The 20,813-nt window shown below is 56.2% G+C and carries 23 protein-coding genes; 14 read left to right on the top strand and 9 right to left on the bottom strand.

Annotated features, from left to right (window positions below; translation table 11 throughout):
* The first annotated feature begins 61 nt into the window (after positions 1 to 61).
* From BTJ39_RS10025 to BTJ39_RS10015, 3 genes are read left to right on the top strand one after another with little or no spacing between them, the layout of a single operon-like run.
* Entirely contained in the window at positions 62 to 670 is a 609-nt protein-coding gene (locus BTJ39_RS10025; protein ID WP_078002549.1) for a cytochrome b/b6 domain-containing protein, read from the top strand.
* 3 nt (positions 671 to 673) lie between these two features.
* Complete coding sequence (locus tag BTJ39_RS10020) at positions 674 to 1,468, top strand: molybdopterin-dependent oxidoreductase (protein ID WP_078002548.1); 795 nt, start codon at positions 674 to 676, stop codon at positions 1,466 to 1,468.
* Between the two features lie 44 nt (positions 1,469 to 1,512).
* Complete coding sequence (locus tag BTJ39_RS10015; protein ID WP_078002547.1) at positions 1,513 to 1,767, top strand: pentapeptide MXKDX repeat protein; 255 nt, start codon at positions 1,513 to 1,515, stop codon at positions 1,765 to 1,767.
* 157 nt (positions 1,768 to 1,924) lie between these two features.
* Here the strand turns inward: BTJ39_RS10015 and BTJ39_RS10010 are convergent, their stop codons facing one another.
* Positions 1,925 to 2,668, bottom strand: coding sequence for an SDR family oxidoreductase (locus BTJ39_RS10010; protein ID WP_078002546.1), 744 nt, complete (start codon positions 2,666 to 2,668; stop codon positions 1,925 to 1,927).
* Between the two features lie 206 nt (positions 2,669 to 2,874).
* On the opposite strand from BTJ39_RS10010, the gene BTJ39_RS10005 reads away from it, so the two are divergent.
* The 8 genes from BTJ39_RS10005 to BTJ39_RS09970 all read left to right on the top strand — a co-directional run bounded on the left by BTJ39_RS10005 (position 2,875) and on the right by BTJ39_RS09970 (position 11,337).
* A complete protein-coding gene (locus BTJ39_RS10005; protein WP_198412943.1) occupies positions 2,875 to 3,669 on the top strand; it encodes an AraC family transcriptional regulator in 795 nt (264 codons plus the stop codon).
* Positions 3,670 to 3,837: 168 nt separating this feature from the next.
* Positions 3,838 to 4,722: an SDR family oxidoreductase gene (locus BTJ39_RS10000; RefSeq protein WP_078002545.1), complete on the top strand. Its 885-nt coding sequence runs from the start codon at positions 3,838 to 3,840 to the stop codon at positions 4,720 to 4,722.
* A 370-nt stretch (positions 4,723 to 5,092) separates the two neighbouring features.
* Entirely contained in the window at positions 5,093 to 5,791 is a 699-nt protein-coding gene (locus BTJ39_RS09995) for a FadR/GntR family transcriptional regulator (RefSeq protein ID WP_078002544.1), read from the top strand.
* A complete protein-coding gene (locus BTJ39_RS09990; protein WP_078002543.1) occupies positions 5,788 to 6,663 on the top strand; it encodes a 2-dehydro-3-deoxygalactonokinase in 876 nt (291 codons plus the stop codon). The genes BTJ39_RS09995 and BTJ39_RS09990 overlap by 4 nt, the downstream gene beginning before the upstream one ends.
* Positions 6,647 to 7,264, top strand: coding sequence for a 2-dehydro-3-deoxy-6-phosphogalactonate aldolase (locus BTJ39_RS09985; protein WP_078002542.1), 618 nt, complete (start codon positions 6,647 to 6,649; stop codon positions 7,262 to 7,264). The genes BTJ39_RS09990 and BTJ39_RS09985 overlap by 17 nt, the downstream gene beginning before the upstream one ends.
* Complete coding sequence (dgoD, locus tag BTJ39_RS09980) at positions 7,261 to 8,409, top strand: galactonate dehydratase (protein WP_078002541.1); 1,149 nt, start codon at positions 7,261 to 7,263, stop codon at positions 8,407 to 8,409. Before BTJ39_RS09985 ends, dgoD begins: the two co-directional genes overlap by 4 nt.
* 175 nt (positions 8,410 to 8,584) lie before the next feature.
* Positions 8,585 to 9,910, top strand: a complete 1,326-nt coding sequence (locus BTJ39_RS09975; protein WP_078002540.1) for an MFS transporter — start codon at positions 8,585 to 8,587, stop codon at positions 9,908 to 9,910.
* Positions 9,911 to 10,074: 164 nt separating this feature from the next.
* Entirely contained in the window at positions 10,075 to 11,337 is a 1,263-nt protein-coding gene (locus BTJ39_RS09970; protein ID WP_078002539.1) for a YidR family protein, read from the top strand.
* On the opposite strand, the gene BTJ39_RS09965 is transcribed toward BTJ39_RS09970, so the two are convergent.
* The gene (locus BTJ39_RS09965; protein WP_078002630.1) at positions 11,318 to 11,683 is read right to left on the bottom strand and encodes a YceK/YidQ family lipoprotein; all 366 of its coding nucleotides are present in this window, start codon (positions 11,681 to 11,683) and stop codon (positions 11,318 to 11,320) included. The genes BTJ39_RS09970 and BTJ39_RS09965 overlap by 20 nt on opposite strands.
* 291 nt (positions 11,684 to 11,974) lie before the next feature.
* On the opposite strand from BTJ39_RS09965, the gene ibpA reads away from it, so the two are divergent.
* On the top strand, positions 11,975 to 12,391 hold the full coding sequence (ibpA, locus tag BTJ39_RS09960) for a small heat shock chaperone IbpA (protein WP_078002538.1): 417 nt from the start codon (positions 11,975 to 11,977) through the stop codon (positions 12,389 to 12,391).
* A 257-nt stretch (positions 12,392 to 12,648) separates the two neighbouring features.
* The gene (locus BTJ39_RS24850; RefSeq protein WP_176110285.1) at positions 12,649 to 12,792 is read left to right on the top strand and encodes a hypothetical protein; all 144 of its coding nucleotides are present in this window, start codon (positions 12,649 to 12,651) and stop codon (positions 12,790 to 12,792) included.
* A gap of 376 nt (positions 12,793 to 13,168) precedes the next feature.
* Here BTJ39_RS24850 and ghrB read toward each other — a convergent pair whose 3' ends face one another.
* The 6 genes from ghrB to BTJ39_RS09930 form a co-directional block, all read right to left on the bottom strand.
* On the bottom strand, positions 13,169 to 14,143 hold the full coding sequence (gene ghrB, locus BTJ39_RS09955) for a glyoxylate/hydroxypyruvate reductase GhrB (protein WP_078002537.1): 975 nt from the start codon (positions 14,141 to 14,143) through the stop codon (positions 13,169 to 13,171).
* A 48-nt stretch (positions 14,144 to 14,191) separates the two neighbouring features.
* Positions 14,192 to 15,475, bottom strand: coding sequence for an MFS transporter (locus BTJ39_RS09950; protein ID WP_078002536.1), 1,284 nt, complete (start codon positions 15,473 to 15,475; stop codon positions 14,192 to 14,194).
* Positions 15,476 to 15,545: 70 nt separating this feature from the next.
* Positions 15,546 to 16,499: a sugar kinase gene (locus tag BTJ39_RS09945; protein ID WP_078002535.1), complete on the bottom strand. Its 954-nt coding sequence runs from the start codon at positions 16,497 to 16,499 to the stop codon at positions 15,546 to 15,548.
* Between the two features lie 4 nt (positions 16,500 to 16,503).
* Entirely contained in the window at positions 16,504 to 17,238 is a 735-nt protein-coding gene (locus tag BTJ39_RS09940) for a sugar phosphate isomerase/epimerase family protein (RefSeq protein ID WP_078002534.1), read from the bottom strand.
* Between the two features lie 224 nt (positions 17,239 to 17,462).
* Complete coding sequence (locus BTJ39_RS09935; RefSeq protein ID WP_078002533.1) at positions 17,463 to 18,497, bottom strand: LacI family DNA-binding transcriptional regulator; 1,035 nt, start codon at positions 18,495 to 18,497, stop codon at positions 17,463 to 17,465.
* A 157-nt stretch (positions 18,498 to 18,654) separates the two neighbouring features.
* Complete coding sequence (locus tag BTJ39_RS09930) at positions 18,655 to 19,221, bottom strand: DNA-3-methyladenine glycosylase I (RefSeq protein ID WP_078002532.1); 567 nt, start codon at positions 19,219 to 19,221, stop codon at positions 18,655 to 18,657.
* Between the two features lie 145 nt (positions 19,222 to 19,366).
* On the opposite strand from BTJ39_RS09930, the gene BTJ39_RS09925 reads away from it, so the two are divergent.
* Positions 19,367 to 19,951, top strand: a complete 585-nt coding sequence (locus tag BTJ39_RS09925; RefSeq protein ID WP_078002531.1) for a hypothetical protein — start codon at positions 19,367 to 19,369, stop codon at positions 19,949 to 19,951.
* Between the two features lie 108 nt (positions 19,952 to 20,059).
* On the opposite strand, the gene BTJ39_RS09920 is transcribed toward BTJ39_RS09925, so the two are convergent.
* On the bottom strand, positions 20,060 to 20,671 hold the full coding sequence (locus BTJ39_RS09920; protein ID WP_078002530.1) for a glutathione S-transferase: 612 nt from the start codon (positions 20,669 to 20,671) through the stop codon (positions 20,060 to 20,062).
* Positions 20,672 to 20,813: the final 142 nt, after the last annotated feature.

Raw genomic sequence — 20,813 nt, 5'->3', positions numbered from 1 at the left:
AGGATTCGGTGATCGGAGTCAGCTCACACTGGCTTATCGTTAATGGCCGCAGAGAAACAGGATGAGCAAATTAACCGCGCAGGTTCAGCAAAACGTTCATCCGCTCTGGCTGCGCCTTTGTCACTGGCTCAACGCTTTTGCCGTCCTGATGATGGTTATGAGCGGCTGGCAAATTTACAACGCGTCACCGTTATTCAACTTCAGCTTTGCTAAGTCTGTTACCCTGGGCGGTTGGCTGGGCGGCGCATTGCAGTGGCATTTTGCGGCAATGTGGCTGTTTGGCGTCAACGGCGTCGTTTACCTGGCCATCAATATTCTAAGCGGACGTTTACGCCGCCGCTTCTGGCCGCTTAGCCTGCGCCAGCTGTACCGGGATTTAGCCGCTGCCCTGCGGGGACGGCTGAAACATAACGATCTGCGTCATTACAACATGGTGCAGAAGACGGCTTATCTGCTGATTATGCTGGATGGCCTGCTGCTGGTGCTATCGGGATTAGTGCTGTGGAAGTCAGTACAGTTTCCGCTGCTGCGTACGCTACTGGGGGGCTATGAAACCGCTCGCTACCTCCATTTCACTGCCATGACGCTGATGGTGGTCTTTGTGCTGGTGCATCTGCTCATGGTGGCGCTGGTGCCGAGGACTTTGTTAATCATGCTGCGGGGGCGCTGACAGATGGAGAGGGATGGAAAAAAACAGGCGCTCTCTACCCGCGAAGCACGGGATTTAGTCGCTGACGCACAACGCTTATTAACGCAGAAGCTGAGCGGTTCGTCCCGCCGTCATTTTTTACGCCAGGGGCTGACTCTGGGCGGTGTGATGATGCTAACCGGCTGTGATTTGAGTGATAACCCTGAGGCGGAGCAGGTACTCAGCGCCATATCACGGGTCAACGATCGGGTTCAGGGCTGGTTATTCAGCGGTAATCGCAGGGTACCGGAGTACAAGGAAAGTGACATTACACGCCCCTTTCCTTTTAACGCCTTCTATGGCGAAGAGAGCATCCCCCGGGTTAGCGGCGATGATTTTCGTTTGCATATTCGCGGCCTGGTGCGTGACAGCCGCGACTGGACGCTAGCCGAACTGAACCGGCTGGCACAGCACGAACAAATTACACGCCATATCTGCGTTGAAGGCTGGAGCGCGATTGGCCGCTGGGGGGGCGTACGCTTCAGTGACTTTCTGCGGCTGATTGGCGCTGATATTCGGGCTAAATACGTCAGTTTTCGCTGCGCGGATGATTATTACACCAGCATTGACATGGCGTCTGCACTTCATCCGCAAACCCTGCTGGCGCTCAGCTGGGACGGTCGGGTTCTGCCAGCGGAATATGGTTATCCCATGAAATTACGCATTCCAACCAAGCTGGGATACAAAAACCCAAAACACATTATTGCCATTGAAATCACCGATCGCTTCACCGGCGGCTACTGGGAAGACCAGGGCTACAACTGGTTTGGCGGCAGTTAACGCATTTTTGTTATTACCCTCACCCCTGAAAAAAGGAAATGAAGATGAAAAAAGTTATTACAACTGTACTGGCAGGATCGTTGATGTTGGTTTTTTCTGGCGTCTATGCTGCGGACTCTATGGCGAAAGATACGATGAGCCATGATGGTATGAAAAAAGAGAGCGCGATGTCCCATGATGGCATGAGCAAAGACGGGATGAAGAAACCAATGAAAAAGCATGACGGCATGAAAAAGGACAAGATGTCTAAAGACGGCATGAAAAAAGGCAATATGACCAAAGAGGGTATGAGCAACTAATGAGGCGCAGCTAGCGGGTTTTCTGTCCGCTAGCTGGCGATATCTCTGTGAGTCCGTGCTTTCGCTGCTTTTCTGTTATGACTCAGGAATATCGCTCACTGGGGTGCCTGCACAGCATTGTTTGCAGGCAGCGGTTTGAATCTATTTTTGGCGATGATTACCAGCCATAAGGCGCGATGCCCGGCCCGTCACCGTCATGATAAAAGCCACCGGTCGGCCCCATCCAGTCGAGCGTGGCAAGGCGAACCGCGATTGCGGCACCCTGCCCGACGGTGCGCGGCGCTGTTGGACCACCCATATCGGTTGCAACCGAGCCCGGGCAGGCCGCATTGACTTTTATCCCTTCAGCCAATAGCTCCTTTGCCAGCTTAACCGTGAACATATTTAACGCAGCTTTTGACGCCGAATACCCCATTGCGGCAAGCCCCCACGTCGGAGACTTCATATCGCCGGTCAGCGCTAAAGACCCCAGCCCGCTGCTCATCATGACCACGCGCGCAGCGGGCGCCTTACGGATCAATGGCAGAAATGCTTGCGTTACGCGGATGGTGCCGAAGACGTTGGTGTCGAACATAGCCTGTATCTCGGTGATATCTTCATTACTGGGCTGCATCGCCAGCCCCGATCCGATGCCAACATTGTTAACCAACACGTCCAGCTGTGCGGTGCGCGCTTCGACATGCTTCATGGCGGCGCTAACGCTTTGTTGATCGGTAATATCGAGCTGCACAAAATGGGCATCGATCCCTTCAGCGCGTAATTCCTCTTCAGCCTGCCGGCCACGGCCTTCATCGCGGCAACCCAGCCAAACAGTGTGACCCAGTTTGCCCAACTGACGTGAAATTTCCCGGCCAAGGCCCTTATTGGCGCCGGTGATCAATGCAGTCTTGGTGGTTGTCATGCTCTTGTCTCCTTATTGACGGAGAGTCAGTATAAGCTTCAGCTTTTGCCCCCGGCATTCCTGATGGTGTCAGAGATTTGCCTGATCCTGCCAATTTGCGTATTCTTCCTGCCATGACCACGCCTTCTCTCGCCATCGACCGCCTTCTTAATGACGTTAAGGATTTGGTCACTTGCCAACCGGGCACCTATTGCCGGGAAACCCCCGTGCCGCGCCTTAGAGTATGGTCCAGTACGGATACGCCAACCCCTTCTCCTGCGCTGTTTAACCCGATGTTTTATGTTGTTTTACAAGGGGTTAAGGTGCTTACCCTCGGCAGTAACCGCTTCACGCTATCCGCAGGGGAGTGTGTGGCAACGTCTTTCGGCCTGCCCTTCGTTGTGCATTTTGAACAGGCTACACCCGCCGCGCCTTATATCGCCATTGGACTGGATTTGGATGTCGATCTGCTGGTGGAGGTTATGCTCGATATGCCTAAATATGAAGATCGCTGGGTCTGTTCTGCGGCCGGCGGCAAGCTGAGTGGCTCAGTCGAAGAGTCTTTTATCCGGCTGGTCAGCCTGATGAGCACGCCCGACGACCGGGCTATGTTAGGCCGTTATTATGAACGAGAGCTCTACTATCGTCTGCTCCAGAGTTCGATGGGGGATACGCTTCGTCAATTAGGTCAGCGCGACAATCGCTTACGCCGTATCAAGAAAGCGGCTGACTGGCTTTGTGCAAACGCGGAACAACCGCTTGTTGTCGCCGAGCTGGCGGCATCGATCAGTATGAGCGTCTCTTCTTTCCATCGCCATTTTAAAGCCGTCACCGGACACAGCCCGCTGGTTTTTCAGCGTCAGATACGACTACTGAATGCACGCAGGTTGCTGAGAGCGGGCGGCATCACCGTTTCGCAGGTCGCGTACACGGTGGGCTACGTTAGCCCGTCGCAATTCAGCCGGGAATATAAAAGCATGTTCAGCGTACCGCCCGCCACCGATCAGGGAGGAGCCAACTGATGCAGCGTCGCCGGGATGGCGCTCCTTGCCCGCTTTTACGTGCCATGCAGGCCTAAGCCAGGTATCACGGTGGTTATCCTGTTAATATTTATACCGGGATAACGTCACTACTTCTCTGCTACGCATTTATGCACAACACTGCCTGTATCATGGTAATGGAGGTCGTTTATGCGGGTATTTTTAACAGGCGCAACCGGTTTTATCGGATCGCGTATTGTTCCTGAACTGCAGGCCGCCGGTCATCAGGTGCTTGGCCTGACAAGATCGGACGCGGGCGCTGAGGCCCTGAGGGCGGCGGGCGTGGAGGTCCATCGCGGTACGCTGGAAGATCCCGCCAGCATCGCCGCCGGCGCTGCCCGGGCGGATGCGGTTATCCACACCGCCTTCGATCATAATTTTGCTAACTTCGTGGATAACTGCCAGAAAGATGTACGGGTGATTAGCGCGCTCGGTGAGGCGCTGAAGGGCAGCGACCGGCCGCTGATTATTACTTCCGGCACCGGCATGGGGGATAACGGCTCGGGTCAACCCGCCGTTGAGTCGGTTTTTAATCCGGTGAACCCCAATCCACGCGTTGCCTCTGAGGTGGTCGGCAACGAGCTGTTACAGGCTGGCATTGATGTGCGCGTAATGCGCCTGCCGCAGGTACATGACACCGAACGTCAGGGGCTGATTTCACCTTACATCGACAATGCCCGCGAGAAAGGCGTTGCCGCTTACGTTGCTGAAGGCCGCAATGCCTGGCCGGCGGCGCACGTGCTGGACGTAGCGAAGCTGTACGTGCTGGCGCTGGATAAAGGGGAAAAAGCGGCGCGTTATCACGCCGTGGCGGAAGAAGGCATCTCTTCCCGGGCGATCGCGGAAGCGGTAGCAAAAGGGTTGGGCGTACAGGCTGTTTCCATTTCGCCCGAAGAAGCGCAGCAGCATTTTGGCTGGCTCGCCATGTTTACCGCGCTGGATCTGCGGGCCTCCGGGCGCTGGACGCAGCAGCAGCTTGGCTGGCATCCGGTCGGGCCTTCGCTGATCGACGACTTACTGCACATGCAGTACTGATATTTACTCTGCTCTCAGCGGCTGTCAGTCGGCGGCCGTATCAGCCTGTATGCCTGCCGCGTCCCACGCGGCATTATTATGCGATGACGTCGGTTAATTCGCCTGCCGCTGGTCGTATCTCCCTCTTTGACTGAGACATATTCGCGCAGCGTTATCAACCAACCTCCCTGTAGACGGTTTTTGCGCTGGCGGCCGGTGCTTGTCGGCTTTCTCCGGCGCGGCAGGTTAACAGCCCGTGTCTTTTTTGTGATCCATATTGTAGTACAATATTGTTCATAAGTACTACAATGACACCCTCGTTGCCCACTATACAGGGAACGCAAGGTGATAGCGTCCGGGCGATAAGGATACACTCAGCGCAGGGAAAACTATGAATCAGCAAACCGTCAGCAAAACCGATCGTATCATTCTGGCGCTGGGCGAAGAGATCGTCGCAGGCAAGTATCTGCCCGGCGCCGCGCTGCCTGCTGAAGCGGAGCTGTGCGAGAGGTTCACCACGTCGCGTAACATTATTCGCGAAGTGTTTCGTACGCTAACGGCCAAAAAACTTATCGAGATGAAGCGCTATCGCGGCGCTTTTGTTACCCAGCGTAGTCAGTGGAACTTTCTCGACAGCGACGTGTTGCAGTGGTCATTAAAGTACGATCAGAACCCGCAGCTGATTGCCGCGATGAGCGAAGTCCGTAACCTGATTGAACCCAAAATTGCCCGCTGGGCCGCCGAGCGGGCAACCTCCCGCGATCTGGCGGAGATAGAAACGGCACTAAATGACATGATCGCACATTACGACGATCGCGCGGCGTTTAATCGCGCGGATATTCGCTATCACGAAGCGGTGCTCGCCTCGGTGCATAACCCGGTGTTGCAACAGCTGAGCGTCGCGGTAAGCCAGCTGCAAAAAGCCGTGTTCGAGCGTACTTACATGCCCGATCGCGGCAACATGCCGCGCACCCTTCAGGAGCATCAGGCGCTGTATGAGGCGATCCGCCATCAAAATCCCGACGCTGCCGAGCAGGCGGCGTTAACCATCATTGCCAGCACCACTAAACGCTTAAAGGACATCACGTGAGCAGCTATATCGCTATTGACTGGGGATCAACCAACCTGCGCGCCTGGTATTACCAGAACGGCCAGCGCGTCGATGAACGTCGCTCCGAAGCGGGCGTGACCCGTCTGGACGGGCGCACGCCCGCGCAGGTTTTCGACCAGGTGACCGCCGGCTGGCCGGTCGACGAGCTGCCGGTGGTTATGGCGGGAATGGTTGGCAGCAATGCCGGCTGGCTGTCAGTGCCCTATCTGCCTTGCCCGGTTTCCCTTGACCAGCTGGCCTCGCGGCTGACGCAGGTCGACAATCGCGCCTGGATCGTGCCGGGACTGAGTGTAAGCCGGGATGATAATCATAACGTGATTCGCGGCGAAGAAACCCAGCTGCTGGGCGCCAGCGAGCTAATGCCGGCGGCGCTGTACGTTATGCCCGGCACCCATGCTAAATGGGTAATCAGCGAGCAAAACCGGGTTGATGATTTTCGTACCGTGATGACCGGGGAAATGCACCATCTACTGCTGAAGCATTCCTTAATCGGCGCCGGCCTGCCGGAGCAGCAGGCGCATCCGGAAGCGTTCCGTGCCGGCGTGGAGGTGGGCAGCAATGACCGCACCATCATTGCCCGGCTATTTGAAGTTCGTGCCTGCCATGTGCTGGGCGCGCTGCCGCGCAGCGCGGTAAGTGACTACCTTTCCGGCCTGCTAATCGGTCATGAGGTAGCCAGCCAGCTGCACGATATCGCAATTAAAGGTTCCCTGACGCTGATTGCCGGAAAAGGTCTGGCTGAGCGCTATCAGCAGGCGTTTGCGCTTCAGGGGGTATCAATAAACGTGCTGGATGGCGATGACGCTTTTCAGCAAGGCATCAGGAGTATTGCTAATGAACTGGCCAACTAAACTGCCGCTAATTGCCATCTTACGCGGTATTACACCGGACGAAGCTGAACAGCACGTCGGCGCGCTAATTGACGCTGGCTTTGACGCCATTGAAATTCCGCTGAACTCTCCCGAATGGCGGAAAAGTATTCCACAGATGGTAAAAACCTTCGGCAGCCAGGCGCTGATTGGCGCCGGCACGGTGTTGAAAGCGGAACAGGTCGACGAACTGGCCGGTTTTAACAGCCAGCTGGTGGTAACGCCGAACACTGACGCCCAGGTGATCCGCCGGGCGGTGGAGAAGGGGATGACGGTGGCTGCCGGCTGTGCCACAGCATCTGAAGCCTTTACCGCGCTCAACGCTGGCGCACAGGCGCTGAAAATCTTCCCTGCCTCAGCATTTGGCCCTGAATATATCAAAGCGCTTAAGGCCGTACTGCCGGCGGAGGTGCCGGTATTTGCCGTTGGCGGCGTGACGCCTGACAACCTGAAAACGTTCCTGGACGCTGGCTGCGTCGGCGCCGGGCTTGGCGGCGATCTCTATCGCGCCGGTCAGTCGCTGGATGTCACCGTTGAGAAAGCGCGTGCGTTCGTGCAAGCCTGGCAGGAAGCTACCCGATGAAAATAACCCGACTGACGACCTGGCGCCTGCCGCCGCGCTGGATGTTTTTGAAAATTGAAACCGATGAAGGCATTGTCGGCTGGGGCGAGCCGGTTATTGAAGGACGCGCTCGCAGCGTTGAAGCGGCAGTAGATGAGCTTTCGGAATACCTGATTGGTAAAGATCCGGCGCGGATTAACGATCTGTGGCAGCTGATGTATCGCGGCGGTTTCTATCGCGGCGGGCCGATCCTGATGAGCGCGATTGCCGGTATCGATCAGGCGCTATGGGATATTAAAGGCAAGGCATTAGGCGTTCCTGTGTATCAGCTGCTGGGCGGACTGGTGCGTGATCGCATTAAAGCCTACAGCTGGGTTGGCGGCGATCGTCCCGCCGAAGTGATTGCCGGCATCAACAAGCTGCGCGCGATTGGCTTCGATACCTTCAAGCTAAACGGCTGCGAAGAGATGGGAATTATTGATAACGCGCGTAAGGTTGATGCGGCGGTCAATACCGTGGCGGAAATCCGTGAGGCGTTTGGCAAGGACATCGAGTTTGGCCTTGATTTCCACGGGCGCGTCAGCGCGCCGATGGCGAAAGTACTGATTAAAGAGCTGGAACCCTATCGCCCGCTGTTTATCGAAGAACCGGTACTGGCGGAGCAGGCGGAATACTACCCGCGTCTGGCTGCGCAAACCCACCTGCCGATTGCGGCGGGCGAGCGCATGTATTCCCGCTTTGATTTCAAGCGGGTACTTGATGCTGGCGGTCTGGCGATTCTTCAGCCGGATCTGTCCCACGCTGGCGGCATTAGCGAGTGCTTTAAAATTGCCGGTATGGCCGAAGCCTATGACGTGGCGCTGGCGCCCCATTGTCCCCTCGGCCCGATTGCGCTGGCAGCCTGCTTGCACCTTGATTTTGTTTCCCGTAATGCGGTGTTCCAGGAGCAAAGCATGGGCATTCATTATAATCAGGGGGCCGAGCTGCTGGACTACGTCATTAATAAGGACGATTTCAGCATGAACGACGGATATTTTAATCCGCCGAACAAACCCGGGCTCGGCGTGGAAATTAATGAAGAGCTGGTGATTGAACGCAGTAAAAATGCGCCGGACTGGCGTAATCCGGTATGGCGTTTCCCCGATGGCAGCGTCGCTGAATGGTAAAGAAATAGCCTGCATGCAGGCTAACTGAGCCATTGCTTCAGCAGGATTAACGCCCGCTCAGTTGGCCGCCTCTGTGGCTCTGTGCGGGCAATAAAATAAATAAAATATACCTGCCGGATTAATTAAATTTAATCCGGTGCCTCGCCTTACGCTGCAATTCCGTGAGAGGTAAAACATGACAGAACATCTGCAAAAAAGCACTATCAAAAAAATGGATGGCAGAATCATGCCATTTATTATGCTGCTTTATCTGATTGCGTATATCGACCGCGCTAATATCTCCGTCGCTGCGCTGCAAATGAACGCCGATCTGGCGATGAATGCGGAAATGTACGGCATCGCCGCCGGCATTTTTTTCGTCACCTATATTATTTTCGAAGTGCCAAGCAACGTGTTGCTTACCCGCTTTGGCGCCCGGCGTTGGATTGCTCGCATTATGGTTAGCTGGGGCATCATTGCGGCGGGAATGAGCCTGGTGCAAACACCCGTCCAGCTATACGTTATGCGCTTTTTACTCGGTGCGGCGGAAGCGGGCTTTACCCCCGGTATCATTTTCTACCTGTCGCAGTGGTATCCGCGCGCGCAGCGGGCGCGGGCGATGTCACTGTTTTATATCGGCGCGGCGCTGGCGTCGGTGATCGGCCTGCCGCTGTCCGGTTCGCTGCTCAATATGCATGGCATGCTGGGCATTGAAGGCTGGCGCTGGCTGTTCTTACTGGAAGGGCTGCCGGCTTTCTTTCTGGGGATCGTCAGCTGGTTTTATCTTGAGGACAGCCCGCAGCAGGCCAAATGGCTGAGTGCTGCCCAGCGCGACTGGCTGAAAGTGACCTTGCAGCAGGATGAACAGCAGGCCGCCGTACAGGATCATCGCTGGTGGCTGGCGTTAAAAAGCGGCCGGGTCTGGGCTCTCAGCCTGCTGTGGTTGCTGCAAGCATTTGGCACCATTGGCATCACCCTGTTCCTGCCGCTGATCGTCAAAGGCGTCGCCCCTGACAGCAGCAATCTGACGGTAAGTCTGCTGGCGGCGGTGCCGTTTCTGTTTGCCTGTTTGTTTATGTATTTCAATGGTTCTCATTCGGACCGTAGCGGCGAGCGCGCGCGCCACCTCGGCCTGCCGCTGCTGGCGTCCGGGCTGCTATTGCTGGCGGCACTGCTGGTGCATCAACAGCTGGTAGCGTATTTGCTGCTGGTGCTGATGGTCGGCCTTAACTGGGCGATTACCCCGGTCTTTTGGGCGGTGACCACTGAAACGGTGGCGGGCGTAGCCGGCGCCGCGTCGGTTGCCTTTATTAATGCGGTGGCCAACATCGCCGGGCTGGGCTTTCCGCCGATTATGGGACGAATTAAAGATGTTACCGGCAGCTATGACAACGGCCTGATGATCGTGGTGGCGGCGCTGATTATCGGCGGCCTGCTGGGGCTGAAACTTGGTTCAACACGCATGATTGAGGGCAGGGCAGCCTCATCCGACAAGACGCAGAAAGCACCCTGGAAACGATAACGGCATCGGCAGCGGCGCAGGCCTATATCGCCGCGGTCGCGCTGCTGGGTGCCATTAGCGACATATTGCGGGTGGGCGAGACGGAGCGCGTTACTTAAAGGGGCTGCATCGTCCGGTCAATTAGCGTAGCTTGTCGGCAAGTGATTTATTCAGGACGCTTTAATATGGAAAAACAGCTCACTTTCGCGCCGCGAAATCATCAACTGACCAATATTAACGTCTGGACGGCCGACAGCCAGTGGCTGGTCTATGATGTGCGGCCGTCACAATCTTCCTTCAGCGGCCTGACCCTTGAGCGCGTCAGCCTGAGCGGTGAGCGCGAAATTCTTTATACCGCTCGCGATGGCGCGCACGTGGGGGTGGTGACCGCCAGCCCGACGCTTCCTCAGCGCTATCTGGCGATCCACGGCCCGGAATATCCCGATCTGCGCGGGCATTATGATTTTCATCACCGCCGTGGCGTGGTGGTGCAGGCGGGCATCGCGCAAACCCTGGACGCCTGTGATATCACCCCACCCTATACGCCCGGCGCCCTGCGCGGCGGTACGCACGTCCACGTTTACAGCCCGGACGGCGAACGCATCAGCTTTACTTATAACGACCAGGTGATGCACCAGCTTGATATCAAACGCGATTTGCGCAACGTCGGCGTAGCGGTGCCGCTGAAGGCCGTACGCCCGCCGAAGCAGCATCCACGTGAATATGATGGCAGCCATTTCTGCGTGCTGGTCAGCCAGACCCCCCCCGAACCGCGTGCGGGCAGCGACGAGATTGATCGCGCCTATGAAGAGGGCTGGGTGGGGCTGCACGGCTATTTGCGTACTGACGGCAGCCGGCAGCATTCAGCGCTGGCATTTATTGGTGATACGCGCTCAGCGCAGGGAGAAAAGGTAGCGGAGGTGTTTATCGTCGATCTGCCGCAGGCCGATGCCGATTTCGCCATTGCCGGCGCACAGCCGTTGCAGGGTACCCCTGCCGCGCTGCCAGCGCCGCCTGCCGGCGTGATGCAGCGCCGCCTGACATTTACCCATCAGCGCCGGTGGCCCGGCCTGGTCAACCAGCCGCGCCACTGGCTGCGCAGCGCGCCGGACGGCAGCGAAATTGCTTTTCTGATGAAGGATGATCAGGGCATCGTCCAGCTGTGGGGCATCGCCCCTTCAGGCGGGGAGCCGCGTCAGATAACCCACAGCGAATGGTCAATGCAGTCGGCGTTCAGCTGGCATCCTCAGGGCGGCAAGCTGGCGATTATCTGCGATAACAGCGTGATGCAGGTCGAGGCCGAAAGCGGGGAAATGCAGCGCCTGACGCCGCGCTCCAGGCTGGCGCCAGTCGGCGACGCGGCGGTCTGGTCGCCGGACGGGCGCTATATCGCTTTTCTGCGTCAGGTTGATGGCTGGCAGCAAATATTTATTGCGGATGGCCGTTAACCGCCAATGGCGTCGCCTGCGACAGGCTTTCATTGGTGCCTGAGAGTTTTTCACTGCGCAGCACCCGCTCTCGCGGCGAGTCCTTAGATTTATCGCTACCGCTGCGGATATAGTCCATAGGCAGCAATAGCGTATCCATCAGCGCGGAGAAGGGCAGATCGATCGCGGCCAGCGAGCGCAACGGCCAGCCGTTATTGCTGTCGGCGACCATACTGGCGCTGGCGCGGGTGCCGGGATAATAGCCCTGATCGGGACCGGTGTGCGTCATGACGCTGGAACAGCCGCTGCCGGCCAGTGAAAGGCAGATAACAATTCCCGCTGTGCGGGGTTTTTTTGGCACTATCATCATGTAATCCCTACAGTCCTGCTTATCAGGCTGAGTTAAGTTACCGCGGGCGGGAGGTCATCCCGGCCACTCTGTGGTGGCTCAGTCCCGGTGGGTAACGTTTCCTTGAGTGTACGCTATTGGTAAATTTTGGCTAAAAAAAACCATAATCCGTCTTGAAAACTGCGCGTTCAGCACCATTTTATTCACGTGGCCACGGAGCGCTGTGCCGACAGGGCAGCAACGCCGGACCCCATGCCTGTCCATTATGGAAGGTAAATGTAAAATCTTGCTGATTATCAGGAGCTAAAAATGCGTAACTTTGACCTCGCACCGCTGTATCGTTCTTCTATTGGTTTTGATCGTCTGATCAACCTGCTTGAATCTAACCAGAATCAAAGTAACGGCGGCTATCCTCCGTACAACGTTGAGCTGGTGTCAGAAAATAAATACCGTATAACGATTGCCGTGGCGGGTTTTGCCCAGCAAGAGCTGGATATTACCGCTCATGACAACATGCTGACCGTGCGCGGCTCTCATCCTGAAGAGCAGGCTGAAAAAACTTACCTCTATCAGGGTATCGCCGAGCGTAACTTCGAGCGCAAATTCCAGCTGGCCGATCACGTTCAGGTGCGCGATGCCCGCCTTGAACTGGGCCTGCTGTACATCGATCTGGAACGCATCGTGCCTGAAGCGATGAAGCCGCGCCGCATTGAAATCCTGAAATAACCTTCAGCCAGAAGCCATAAGGGAGGGGGAAACCCCTCCCTTACTGTTTGCTGCGCCGTTCAGCCAGATTACGCTGAAGAAAAATTTCGTACTTGTCAAATATCCCACCTTAATAAAAAAAGCCACTATAGCTTCACGGGGCAGGCGTCAAAAAAATGACGACAAGCTTACTTTACATCTGATTGTTAATTGCCAGTCATTAATCATGTAAGCGTGTGACCATATTAGAACGTTGCGGGTTAAAGTGGAGATATATTATGTCTGTTATAGCAAAAAAATCGCTGTCATTTAGCAAAGAACAGCATGGAAATAAAATTAACCGGCGTGCAGTCTGGATTGCTATGCTCTCACTTTGCACTATCTTCTGGCTGGTAATGATTTCGCTTTACATGGCTCTGTGAAAATTAGCACAGTTATTTTTAGCCGTTAACCTGCTGCAGAGAATTATATTATTTAGCATTAAAATTAATAACTCACGCACCAACTATTAATTCTTTATTTTTATTCTGTCAGCCTCCAGGCTGGAGTGTTAGTGATATTACGCAAATACACGCCGATTACATTGGCAAACGCCAGTGATTATCCGCCTGCCTGTCGGATGGCCAAACCGTTTCATTATTACTGCATAGTCTGTTTCAGCTCAGTGCAGGGTATTTCGTCCGCTGCGGGGTGACATCCTGACGCCAAAATGATTAAGCCGGCAGGTGGCAGGCCGTTTTCACCTGCTGGCCTGCCGACGTGCTGCCTGGCGTTTATATCTTATTGCGCCACGGTTTGTTACTTCAGTACCTGCGGATTAACGCAGTTTTTTTCCACCTTGCCACTGAGTGCTGCAATCAGATTATCTACCGCATCACGGGCCATGCCATAACGGGTTTCATGGGTGGCGGAGCCAACGTGAGGCAGGGCGACGACGTTCGGCAGCGCAAGCAGGCCGGAGCTTGCGGGGAGCGGCTCTTTTTCAAACACGTCCAGTCCGGCGGCATAGATTTCTCCCTGCTTCAGCGCCTCAATCAGCGCCGGCTCATCAACCACCGGGCCGCGCCCGGCGTTAATCAGAATGGCGCTTTTCTTCATCATGGTTAGCTGTTCGCGTCCAATCAGATGATGGGTCTGCTCGGTTAAAGGCAGGCTGATACAGACGAAATCAGACTCGCGCAGCAGGGCTTCAAGGTCGGTATAACGCGCGTTATAGCGGCTATCAACCTCAGGATGCGGCTTGCGGGCGTGGTAGAGAATATCCATACCGAAGCCAAAATGGGCGCGCTGCGCCAGCGCCATACCGATGCGCCCCATGCCGAGAATGCCCATTTTCTTGTGATGCACGTCAGTGGCGAATAGATCCGGCCCGATGCTGCCGGTCCAGCCGCCAGCTTTGACTAACTCCGCCAGCTCAACGACCCGACGGGCAGATGCCAGCACCAGTGCCATCATGGTATCGGCAACGGTTTCTGTTAGCACCGTTGGAGTATGCATTAACACCACGCCGCGCTGGTTTAGCGCCTCAACGTCGAAATTGTCATAGCCGACCGAAACGGTTGAGGCCGCGCGCAGCTTTGGCGCCGCCGCCAGTAAGGTTGCGTCCACTTTACCGCCGGTGCCGAGCAGCCCTTCGGCCTGTTGAAAAGCGTCGGCATATTTTTCGACGTTTTCCGGCGTCAGGCCGTTAATTTCGGTGACGCTGAAATGTTCGTCCAGTCGCTGGCGTAAATCGTCAGGCAGGGTTTTATACAGAATGATGGCAGGCTTCATGGTTTCTCCCTGTAAAATAGGTGGCAACGGGCCAGCAGGCCCGCCGGATTAAGCGTGTCTGGCATTGTGTGCGGGTGCCGTTCGCTTGTTGTTTGCGGGCTTGACGATAACGGTCAGCACCACGGCGAACAGCAGCGAGCCGCCCATAAAAATGTAAGAGGCTGCCGGGCTGCCGGTGGCGCCGTTCAGGTAGCCGACAATCCACGAGCCGAGGAAAGATCCCAGCGCCCCCATGGCGTTAATCAGCGCCATGGCGCCGCCGGCAACGTTGCGCGGCAGCATCTCCGGTATGATGGCAAAGAACGGGCCGTAGGGCGCATACATGGCGCCGCCGGCAATGACCAGTAGCGCATAGGAAAGCCAGAAATTTCCGCTACCGACAAAATATGAACCTAAAAAGGCCAGCGCGCCAATCAGCAGCAGCGGCCAGACAAACAGTTTGCGATTTTGCAGCTTATCGGAGGCCCATGACACCGCGATCATCGCCAGGGTTGCCGCCAGATAAGGCACCGCCGATAGCCAGCCTGCTTCTACCATGCCCATCTGCGTACCGTTACGCAAGATAGAGGGTAGCCAGAGCACGAAACCGTACACGCCGATGCTCCATGTGAAATATTGCAGACACAGCAGAATAACGTTGCGGGTTTTAAACGCCTCGCCGTAGTTACGTACCGCTTTAATGCCTTCCTGCTCCTGTTGCAGCTTCTCTTTCAGCGCGGTTTTCTCTTCGGCACTCATCCATTTTGCCTGCTCCGGCTTGTCCTGCACCATAAACCACCAGGCGATGGCCCAGATAACCGCCGGAAAACCTTCAAAAATAAACATTTCCCGCCAGCCAAAGGCATCGATCAGGTAGCCGGAAAGCACCGACATCCATAATACGGTGACGGGATTTCCCAGAATCAGAAAGGTATTCGCGCGCGAGCGTTCGCTTTTGGTAAACCAGTTGCTGATGTAGATAAGCATCGCCGGCATTACTGCCGCCTCAACCACGCCGAGCACAAAGCGAATCAGCGCCAGCATGGCAATATTACTTACCATGCCGGTCAAAGACGCGCAGCCGCCCCACAGTATCAGGCACCAAAAAATCAGCTTTTTAACGCTGCGCCGCTCGGCGTAGATTGCGCCGGGGATCTGAAAGAAAAAGTAACCAAGGAAAAACAGGGCGCCCAGCAGTGAAGACATGCCTTTGGTAATACCCAGATCTTCATTGATTCCTGCGGCGGAAGCGAAGCTGAAGTTCGCCCTGTCGAGGTACGCCAGGCTGTAGGTAATAAACACGATGGGCATGATAAACCACCAGCGTTTTGGCGCGATAATATGTTCTTTCATCGTTAAGCCCTCTGGCAAACAGGGTGTATTCTGTTGCGCGTTATGAAATTCAGCGGGGTAGTGCTGATCGTCAGTAATCACCCAGCTCGCGGCGGTTGGGTAACCCTTCGCTGTCGCCGCTGACCTGAATCGCTAGCGAGCCGATGCGGTTGCCACGGCGTACCGCCTCTTCAATGCGTTTGCCTTCCAGCAGTGCGCTGATGACGCCCACGGCAAAGCCGTCTCCTGCTCCAACGGTATCCACTACCTTTTCCGGCTTAATTGCCGCGACCTGGCCTTTATCGCCCTGGGCGGTTTTGTACCAGGCGCCGTCGGCACCGGTTTTAATCATTACCGCCTGTACCCCGCGTTCAAGATAAAAGTCGGCAATGGCCTCCGGCTGGCGATGGCCGGTCAGAATCACCCCTTCATTGATGCCCGGTAGCACCCAGTCGGCGCTGCATGCCAGCTGATTCAGCTGACGAACCATCTGCTGGCGATCGGGCCAGAGCACCGGACGCAGGTTAGGATCGAAGGAGAGGGTTTTTCCGGCGGCTTTCATATATCCGGCAGCTTGCTGTAGCAGAGCAAAGGAGCCGTCTGACAGCGCTGCGGCCACGCCGCTCAGGTGAAGGTGTCGCGCTGAAGCAAAATAATCACGGTCAAGATCGGCAGGGGAGAGATGGCTGGCGGCAGAGTCCTGGCGAAAATACTCCACTTGCGGGTCGGAGCCGTCATCCACGCGCCCTTTCAGCTGAAAGCCGGTACGATGCTGACGATCGGTCGTTACGCAGCCCTGGTCGACTCGCTCTTTTTCCAGCTGCTGGCGAACAAAACTGCCAAAGCTGTCATCGCCGGTGCGGCTCACCCAGCCCACTTTCAGGCCGAGGCGCGCCAGGCCAATGGCAACGTTCAGCTCGGCGCCGGCGACGCGTTTTACAAAGTTTTCCACGGCGGCAAGATCGCCGCTCTGCTGGGCGACGAACATCGCCATTGCTTCGCCGATGGTGACGACATCCAACGCGCCGTTAGCGTGACGGGTCATATGATTACTCCTCACGCAGCAGGTCGACATAACGACGCGTAACGGCAACCAGATCGTCACCTTCAAGCGGAAACTCAATGCCGCGTGGGATATCGGCGGGAAGTTGGCTTAATACGGTGCGCCAGCTGCCGTCTGAATCATCCAGCGCCACGGTATGCAATGCCTGCTGATGTCGCTGTACGGCTTTGATATGAATATAGCGCACTCTGTCGGCCAGCTGGCGCGCCGCTTTCTGCGGGTCCTCACCCAGCCACAGCCAGTTGCCGATATCAAAGGTTAATCCGCTGATGCCGGCAGGCAGGGGAACACTTTCTATGGCCGCGAGGCTGCCGTCGCTGGTTTGATCGTTTTCCACCACCAGCGCCAGCTGAGGATCGCAGGGTACAGCCTGCAGCGCCCGTTCGCTCACGCCGGGCAAGAAGTGGCCGACGGCGAACTTAATCAGCTGCGCGCCCAGCTGGCGCGCTTCGTCCAGACGCTGTGCCATGTTGGGGTTTAGCGTACCGTCGGTCATCAGCAGCGCTTCCGGCACCGAATAAAAGGCATCCAGGCGCTGCGCCGCAATGGCGGCGCCGAGCTCGCTCAAACGCGTCAGCTCATGGGCGTCAAATAGCTCGCGGCGAATTTCCACGCCGTCGGCGCCTGCGGCGCTGATTACCGGCAGCAGCGCCTGCTGCCCGCCTTTTTCTCTGACCTGCTGTCGACCATAAGCCGAAGTGACCACCATAATTTTTCGCATTTCTTTTCTCCTGGCAGGAAGGCTTGCCGTTTAAAAAACGGTAAATGGAACCGGTTCCAAAGAAAAGTAGCAGGGTGATGAAATATGATCGCGCTCACGAAGTGAGCGACAGAAGGCGCGATTTTGCCGCGCTGAAGGTTAGCTAAGAACTTAGCGCGGACAGGGCGGGTGTACAGCGAAAGATCGGCCTGAGTAGCTGCTCCGGTCTCAGGCTTTTTTTGTCTTTAGTTACCTTCAGTCCGGCTACGGGTTGAACCGCGTATAATCAGCTCTCCCGGCCAAATCTGCTCTTCGGGAGGTGCATCATCGCCCTCAATGCGACGCAGCGCCTGCTGTAGGGCGGCATAGCCCATCCTGAAGGTAGGCTGTTTCAGGGTGGTGATGCCCGGGCCGGCCAGCTCCGCCCACTCAAGCTCGTCGAACCCAAGCAGTCCGATATCCTCCCCCCAGCGCAGGTTAAGACGGCGCATGGCACGGGCTACCTGCAAGGTCAGCGCGCCGTTAACGGCGATAACGGCGCAGGGGATGTGTTGGTAGCGCTGATGGAAGTCCGCCAGCAGCCGCTGCAGCTCGTCAGGCTGGTTGAGAGCCACCTCGACGCGTTCGGCAATGGCATCTGCACGGTGCACCATGGAGGTTTCAAAAGCCCGCAGACGTTCATGGCGCGTATTGACGGTGCCCAGCGGCTCGCTGATAAACAAAATGGCGCGATAGCCCTGGTCCAGCAAGTGCTGCGTCGCGGCGCTGGCTGCCGTTTTATTATCCAGGCCGACGACATCACAGGGGAAATCGGCAATTTTGCGGTCAATCAGCACCATCGGCAGCAGCGATTGCTGAAGGCGATTTAACACCTCTTCTCGCATGCCGACGGCATTAACCAGAATCGCTTCAACCTGATAGCTGCTCAGCAGATCCAGATAGTGGCGTTCCTGGTCCAGCTCGTTATTGGTATTACACATTAGCAGGGTAAAACCGCTGGCCCGGCAGGCCGCTTCAATACCGCTGAGAATTTCCAGCGAATAGGGATTGGTGATGTCGGCGATAATCAGGCCGATCAGGCGGGTACGGCCGCGCTTAAGGCCGCGCGCCATCTGGCTTGGTCGGTACTCCAGCTGCTCAATTGCCGCCGTAATTCGCTGGCGTAAATTGTCCGACAGCGCATCGAACTCGCCGTTAAGATAGCGTGAAACGCTGGTTTTACCGGTCTGGGCGGCTTTGGCGACATCGCTAATCGTGGCGCGTCCGGATTTGCGGTTCATGTTCGTCCCTTAAATTAACCCTGCCAGCAGACTAGCACAGGCGTTAAGCTGGCGAAAACAGCGGGCATACCGGCGCTGAGGTTGGTGTATCAGGCCGTCGACGGCGCGCCGCGCTGTCAGCAGGCGTTTAGCTGCTATTACCGCCCCGGTCCGCCGGTTATTTTCTGAGGTTATCCGGGTGACAGAAACAGCCGGTAGCGTGATCGTTAATCAGCCCGCAGGCCTGCATAAATGAATAACAGATCGTCGAGCCAACGAATTTAAATCCGCGTTTTTTTAGCGCCTTAGATAGCGCATCAGATCGTTCGCTGGTAGTGGGCGCATCGCGGTAGTCAGCGTAGTGATGAAGCTGCGGCTGGTTATCGACAAATGACCAGACAAACCCGGCGAATTTTTCCCCTTGGCTTTCCATCGCCAGCAGCGCCCGGGCATTAGTGATGATTGCCGCAATTTTTCCTCTATGGCGGATGATGCCGGCATTTTGCATCAGGCGCTCAATATCGCTGTCATCCATCAGCGCAACCGTCTGCGGGTCAAACTGATGAAAAGCATCACGATAATTCTGACGCTTTTTCAGTACCGTGATCCAGGAGAGGCCGGCCTGCTGCCCCTCAAGGCAAATCATTTCAAACAGCGCCTGACGGTCAGTCTGCGGAATTCCCCATTCTTTATCGTGATATTGCAGATAAATCGGGTCGTTTGTCACCCAGCCACAGCGTTGCATGGTTAATTTTCCTTATAGATTACCGGGTATTTTTTACCGGCTCGCTTGACGTTAACGCCAAACCGATAATAGTTAATTAAGGTTGCTAAACAATATTCACTATAACCTGTTTATCCCGCATTTTGGCTCGCTCTGGGGTCATTTAATGTTAAACAAAACTCAACGCCCAGCGGGGCGTACTTTTTGGTGTGCGCTCTGGCTCGCCGCCGGTGCGATTATCGCCTTTCCGGCCTGGGGGTGGCAGCAGCAGGTAACCTCTGGTGACGGGAACGCTGCTGGTCAGGCTATTGCAGCGCAGCCATCCGGCAAACCCTTACGCTATGAGGATATTCTGGCGGCAAAAATTAATCAGTCTGAGTTACAGGATTCAGCGCAGTTGGCATCAGGCTCGCTGGCGCTTCACTGGGGACAGAGCGGCACTGCCGATCTTGCCACTGCAGCGCTTTATGCCAGTACGCAAGTGCAGGCTTTTGGCTGGCGGGTCTCTTCACAGTGGCTTGGCATAACGCCCTGGGCTGAGATTAGCTATCAGCGCTTTACGGATGGTGACCGGCCGCCTGCGGCGCTGACCGCCCGGGAGAACGATCGCTGGATGGACGTTACGCTTGGGGCGCATCTGCCTATCAGTCGGGAGCTTTCGGCGTTTGCGAGCTTTTCACAGACCGGCGGCGGTGGCATAAACAGCAACGAGCAGCTGTTATACAACTTTGGCATCAGCGCCCGTTTCTGAATTTCGCTAAATTGCCTTTTCCGCCGGGCTGGCTATGAGTAGCCGCCGTTTGGGAAAGATGACCCGGGTTAATAAACCGTTCATGGCAGGTGGCGATGCGACCCGTATTTAAGGCGTCGGCGGAGCGGTGCGGGCAAAGCTGTCGCGCTGGAAGAGCTTTTCAACCAGCTTCACCAGCGCCGGTCGATTTACACACCAGTTGGGCGCCACGTGGCGCAGGTTAAGGTAACCAATCATGCAGCCGCTGGCGATATCGGCCAGGCTAATGTGTTGGCCGTTCAGCCATTCGCCCTGTGCTGCGGTTTTTTCCAATGCATCAAGGCCTCGCTCGACTTTTTGCCGCTGGCGCGTCAGAAGTTCTTCAGACTGCTTCTCCGGCGGGCGCATTTGTTCGCGCACGATGAGCTGTGCCGCCTCGCAGATGCCGTCGGCCAGCGCTTCAAGCTGGCGCACCCGCAGTGCATCCATTGGCTCCGCAGGGATGAAAGATGGCAACTGTCCCTGCTGTTCGATCCAGCTGGCGATAACCGGCGAATCAAACCACACTTCATCTGCACTGACCGCCAGCGCCGGGATTTTACCCAGCGGATTGTAGTTCGCGGCGTGACTGCCTTCCAGCCAGGGATTTTCATTGACGAATTCGAACGTAATGCCTTTTTCCATCAGCATGATGGTTATCTTGCGGACAAACGGGCTGCTGTAGCTGCCGATAAGTTTCATTACGCTCTCCTGTCAGAGGGATGCTGTCAGTGCCAGCCATATTTCGTCTGTCCGCCGATACAAATCCTTTTGCCCGGAGCCAATGCTATCCATTTGGGTCAGTAACCAGCTGATAACGCACCGCATGTAAAATATCTTTGTT

Origin of the sequence: Izhakiella australiensis, assembly GCF_002006995.1 — a bacterium.
Taxonomy (GTDB): domain Bacteria; phylum Pseudomonadota; class Gammaproteobacteria; order Enterobacterales; family Enterobacteriaceae; genus Izhakiella; species Izhakiella australiensis.
Note: the sequence above shows the minus strand (reverse complement) of the source record. Positions and strands in the feature narration are given on the sequence as shown.

What these genes read in the sequence shown, in the direction of transcription:
- BTJ39_RS10025 (WP_078002549.1), top strand. Translation starts at nt 62, where the DNA reads ATGAGCAAATTAACCGCGCAGGTTCAGCAAAACGTTCATCCGCTCTGG.
- BTJ39_RS09930 (WP_078002532.1), bottom strand. Translation starts at nt 19,221, where the DNA reads ATGCAACGCTGTGGCTGGGTGACAAACGACCCGATTTATCTGCAATAT.
- BTJ39_RS09965 (WP_078002630.1), bottom strand. Translation starts at nt 11,683, where the DNA reads ATGATAGTGCCAAAAAAACCCCGCACAGCGGGAATTGTTATCTGCCTT.
- ibpA (WP_078002538.1), top strand. Translation starts at nt 11,975, where the DNA reads ATGCGTAACTTTGACCTCGCACCGCTGTATCGTTCTTCTATTGGTTTT.
- BTJ39_RS09975 (WP_078002540.1), top strand. Translation starts at nt 8,585, where the DNA reads ATGACAGAACATCTGCAAAAAAGCACTATCAAAAAAATGGATGGCAGA.
- BTJ39_RS10000 (WP_078002545.1), top strand. Translation starts at nt 3,838, where the DNA reads ATGCGGGTATTTTTAACAGGCGCAACCGGTTTTATCGGATCGCGTATT.
- BTJ39_RS09920 (WP_078002530.1), bottom strand. Translation starts at nt 20,671, where the DNA reads ATGAAACTTATCGGCAGCTACAGCAGCCCGTTTGTCCGCAAGATAACC.
- BTJ39_RS10010 (WP_078002546.1), bottom strand. Translation starts at nt 2,668, where the DNA reads ATGACAACCACCAAGACTGCATTGATCACCGGCGCCAATAAGGGCCTT.
- BTJ39_RS09940 (WP_078002534.1), bottom strand. Translation starts at nt 17,238, where the DNA reads ATGCGAAAAATTATGGTGGTCACTTCGGCTTATGGTCGACAGCAGGTC.
- BTJ39_RS09995 (WP_078002544.1), top strand. Translation starts at nt 5,093, where the DNA reads ATGAATCAGCAAACCGTCAGCAAAACCGATCGTATCATTCTGGCGCTG.
- BTJ39_RS10020 (WP_078002548.1), top strand. Translation starts at nt 674, where the DNA reads ATGGAGAGGGATGGAAAAAAACAGGCGCTCTCTACCCGCGAAGCACGG.
- BTJ39_RS09935 (WP_078002533.1), bottom strand. Translation starts at nt 18,497, where the DNA reads ATGAACCGCAAATCCGGACGCGCCACGATTAGCGATGTCGCCAAAGCC.
- BTJ39_RS09945 (WP_078002535.1), bottom strand. Translation starts at nt 16,499, where the DNA reads ATGACCCGTCACGCTAACGGCGCGTTGGATGTCGTCACCATCGGCGAA.
- BTJ39_RS09925 (WP_078002531.1), top strand. Translation starts at nt 19,367, where the DNA reads ATGTTAAACAAAACTCAACGCCCAGCGGGGCGTACTTTTTGGTGTGCG.
- BTJ39_RS09970 (WP_078002539.1), top strand. Translation starts at nt 10,075, where the DNA reads ATGGAAAAACAGCTCACTTTCGCGCCGCGAAATCATCAACTGACCAAT.
- dgoD (WP_078002541.1), top strand. Translation starts at nt 7,261, where the DNA reads ATGAAAATAACCCGACTGACGACCTGGCGCCTGCCGCCGCGCTGGATG.
- BTJ39_RS10015 (WP_078002547.1), top strand. Translation starts at nt 1,513, where the DNA reads ATGAAAAAAGTTATTACAACTGTACTGGCAGGATCGTTGATGTTGGTT.
- ghrB (WP_078002537.1), bottom strand. Translation starts at nt 14,143, where the DNA reads ATGAAGCCTGCCATCATTCTGTATAAAACCCTGCCTGACGATTTACGC.
- BTJ39_RS24850 (WP_176110285.1), top strand. Translation starts at nt 12,649, where the DNA reads ATGTCTGTTATAGCAAAAAAATCGCTGTCATTTAGCAAAGAACAGCAT.
- BTJ39_RS09950 (WP_078002536.1), bottom strand. Translation starts at nt 15,475, where the DNA reads ATGAAAGAACATATTATCGCGCCAAAACGCTGGTGGTTTATCATGCCC.
- BTJ39_RS09985 (WP_078002542.1), top strand. Translation starts at nt 6,647, where the DNA reads ATGAACTGGCCAACTAAACTGCCGCTAATTGCCATCTTACGCGGTATT.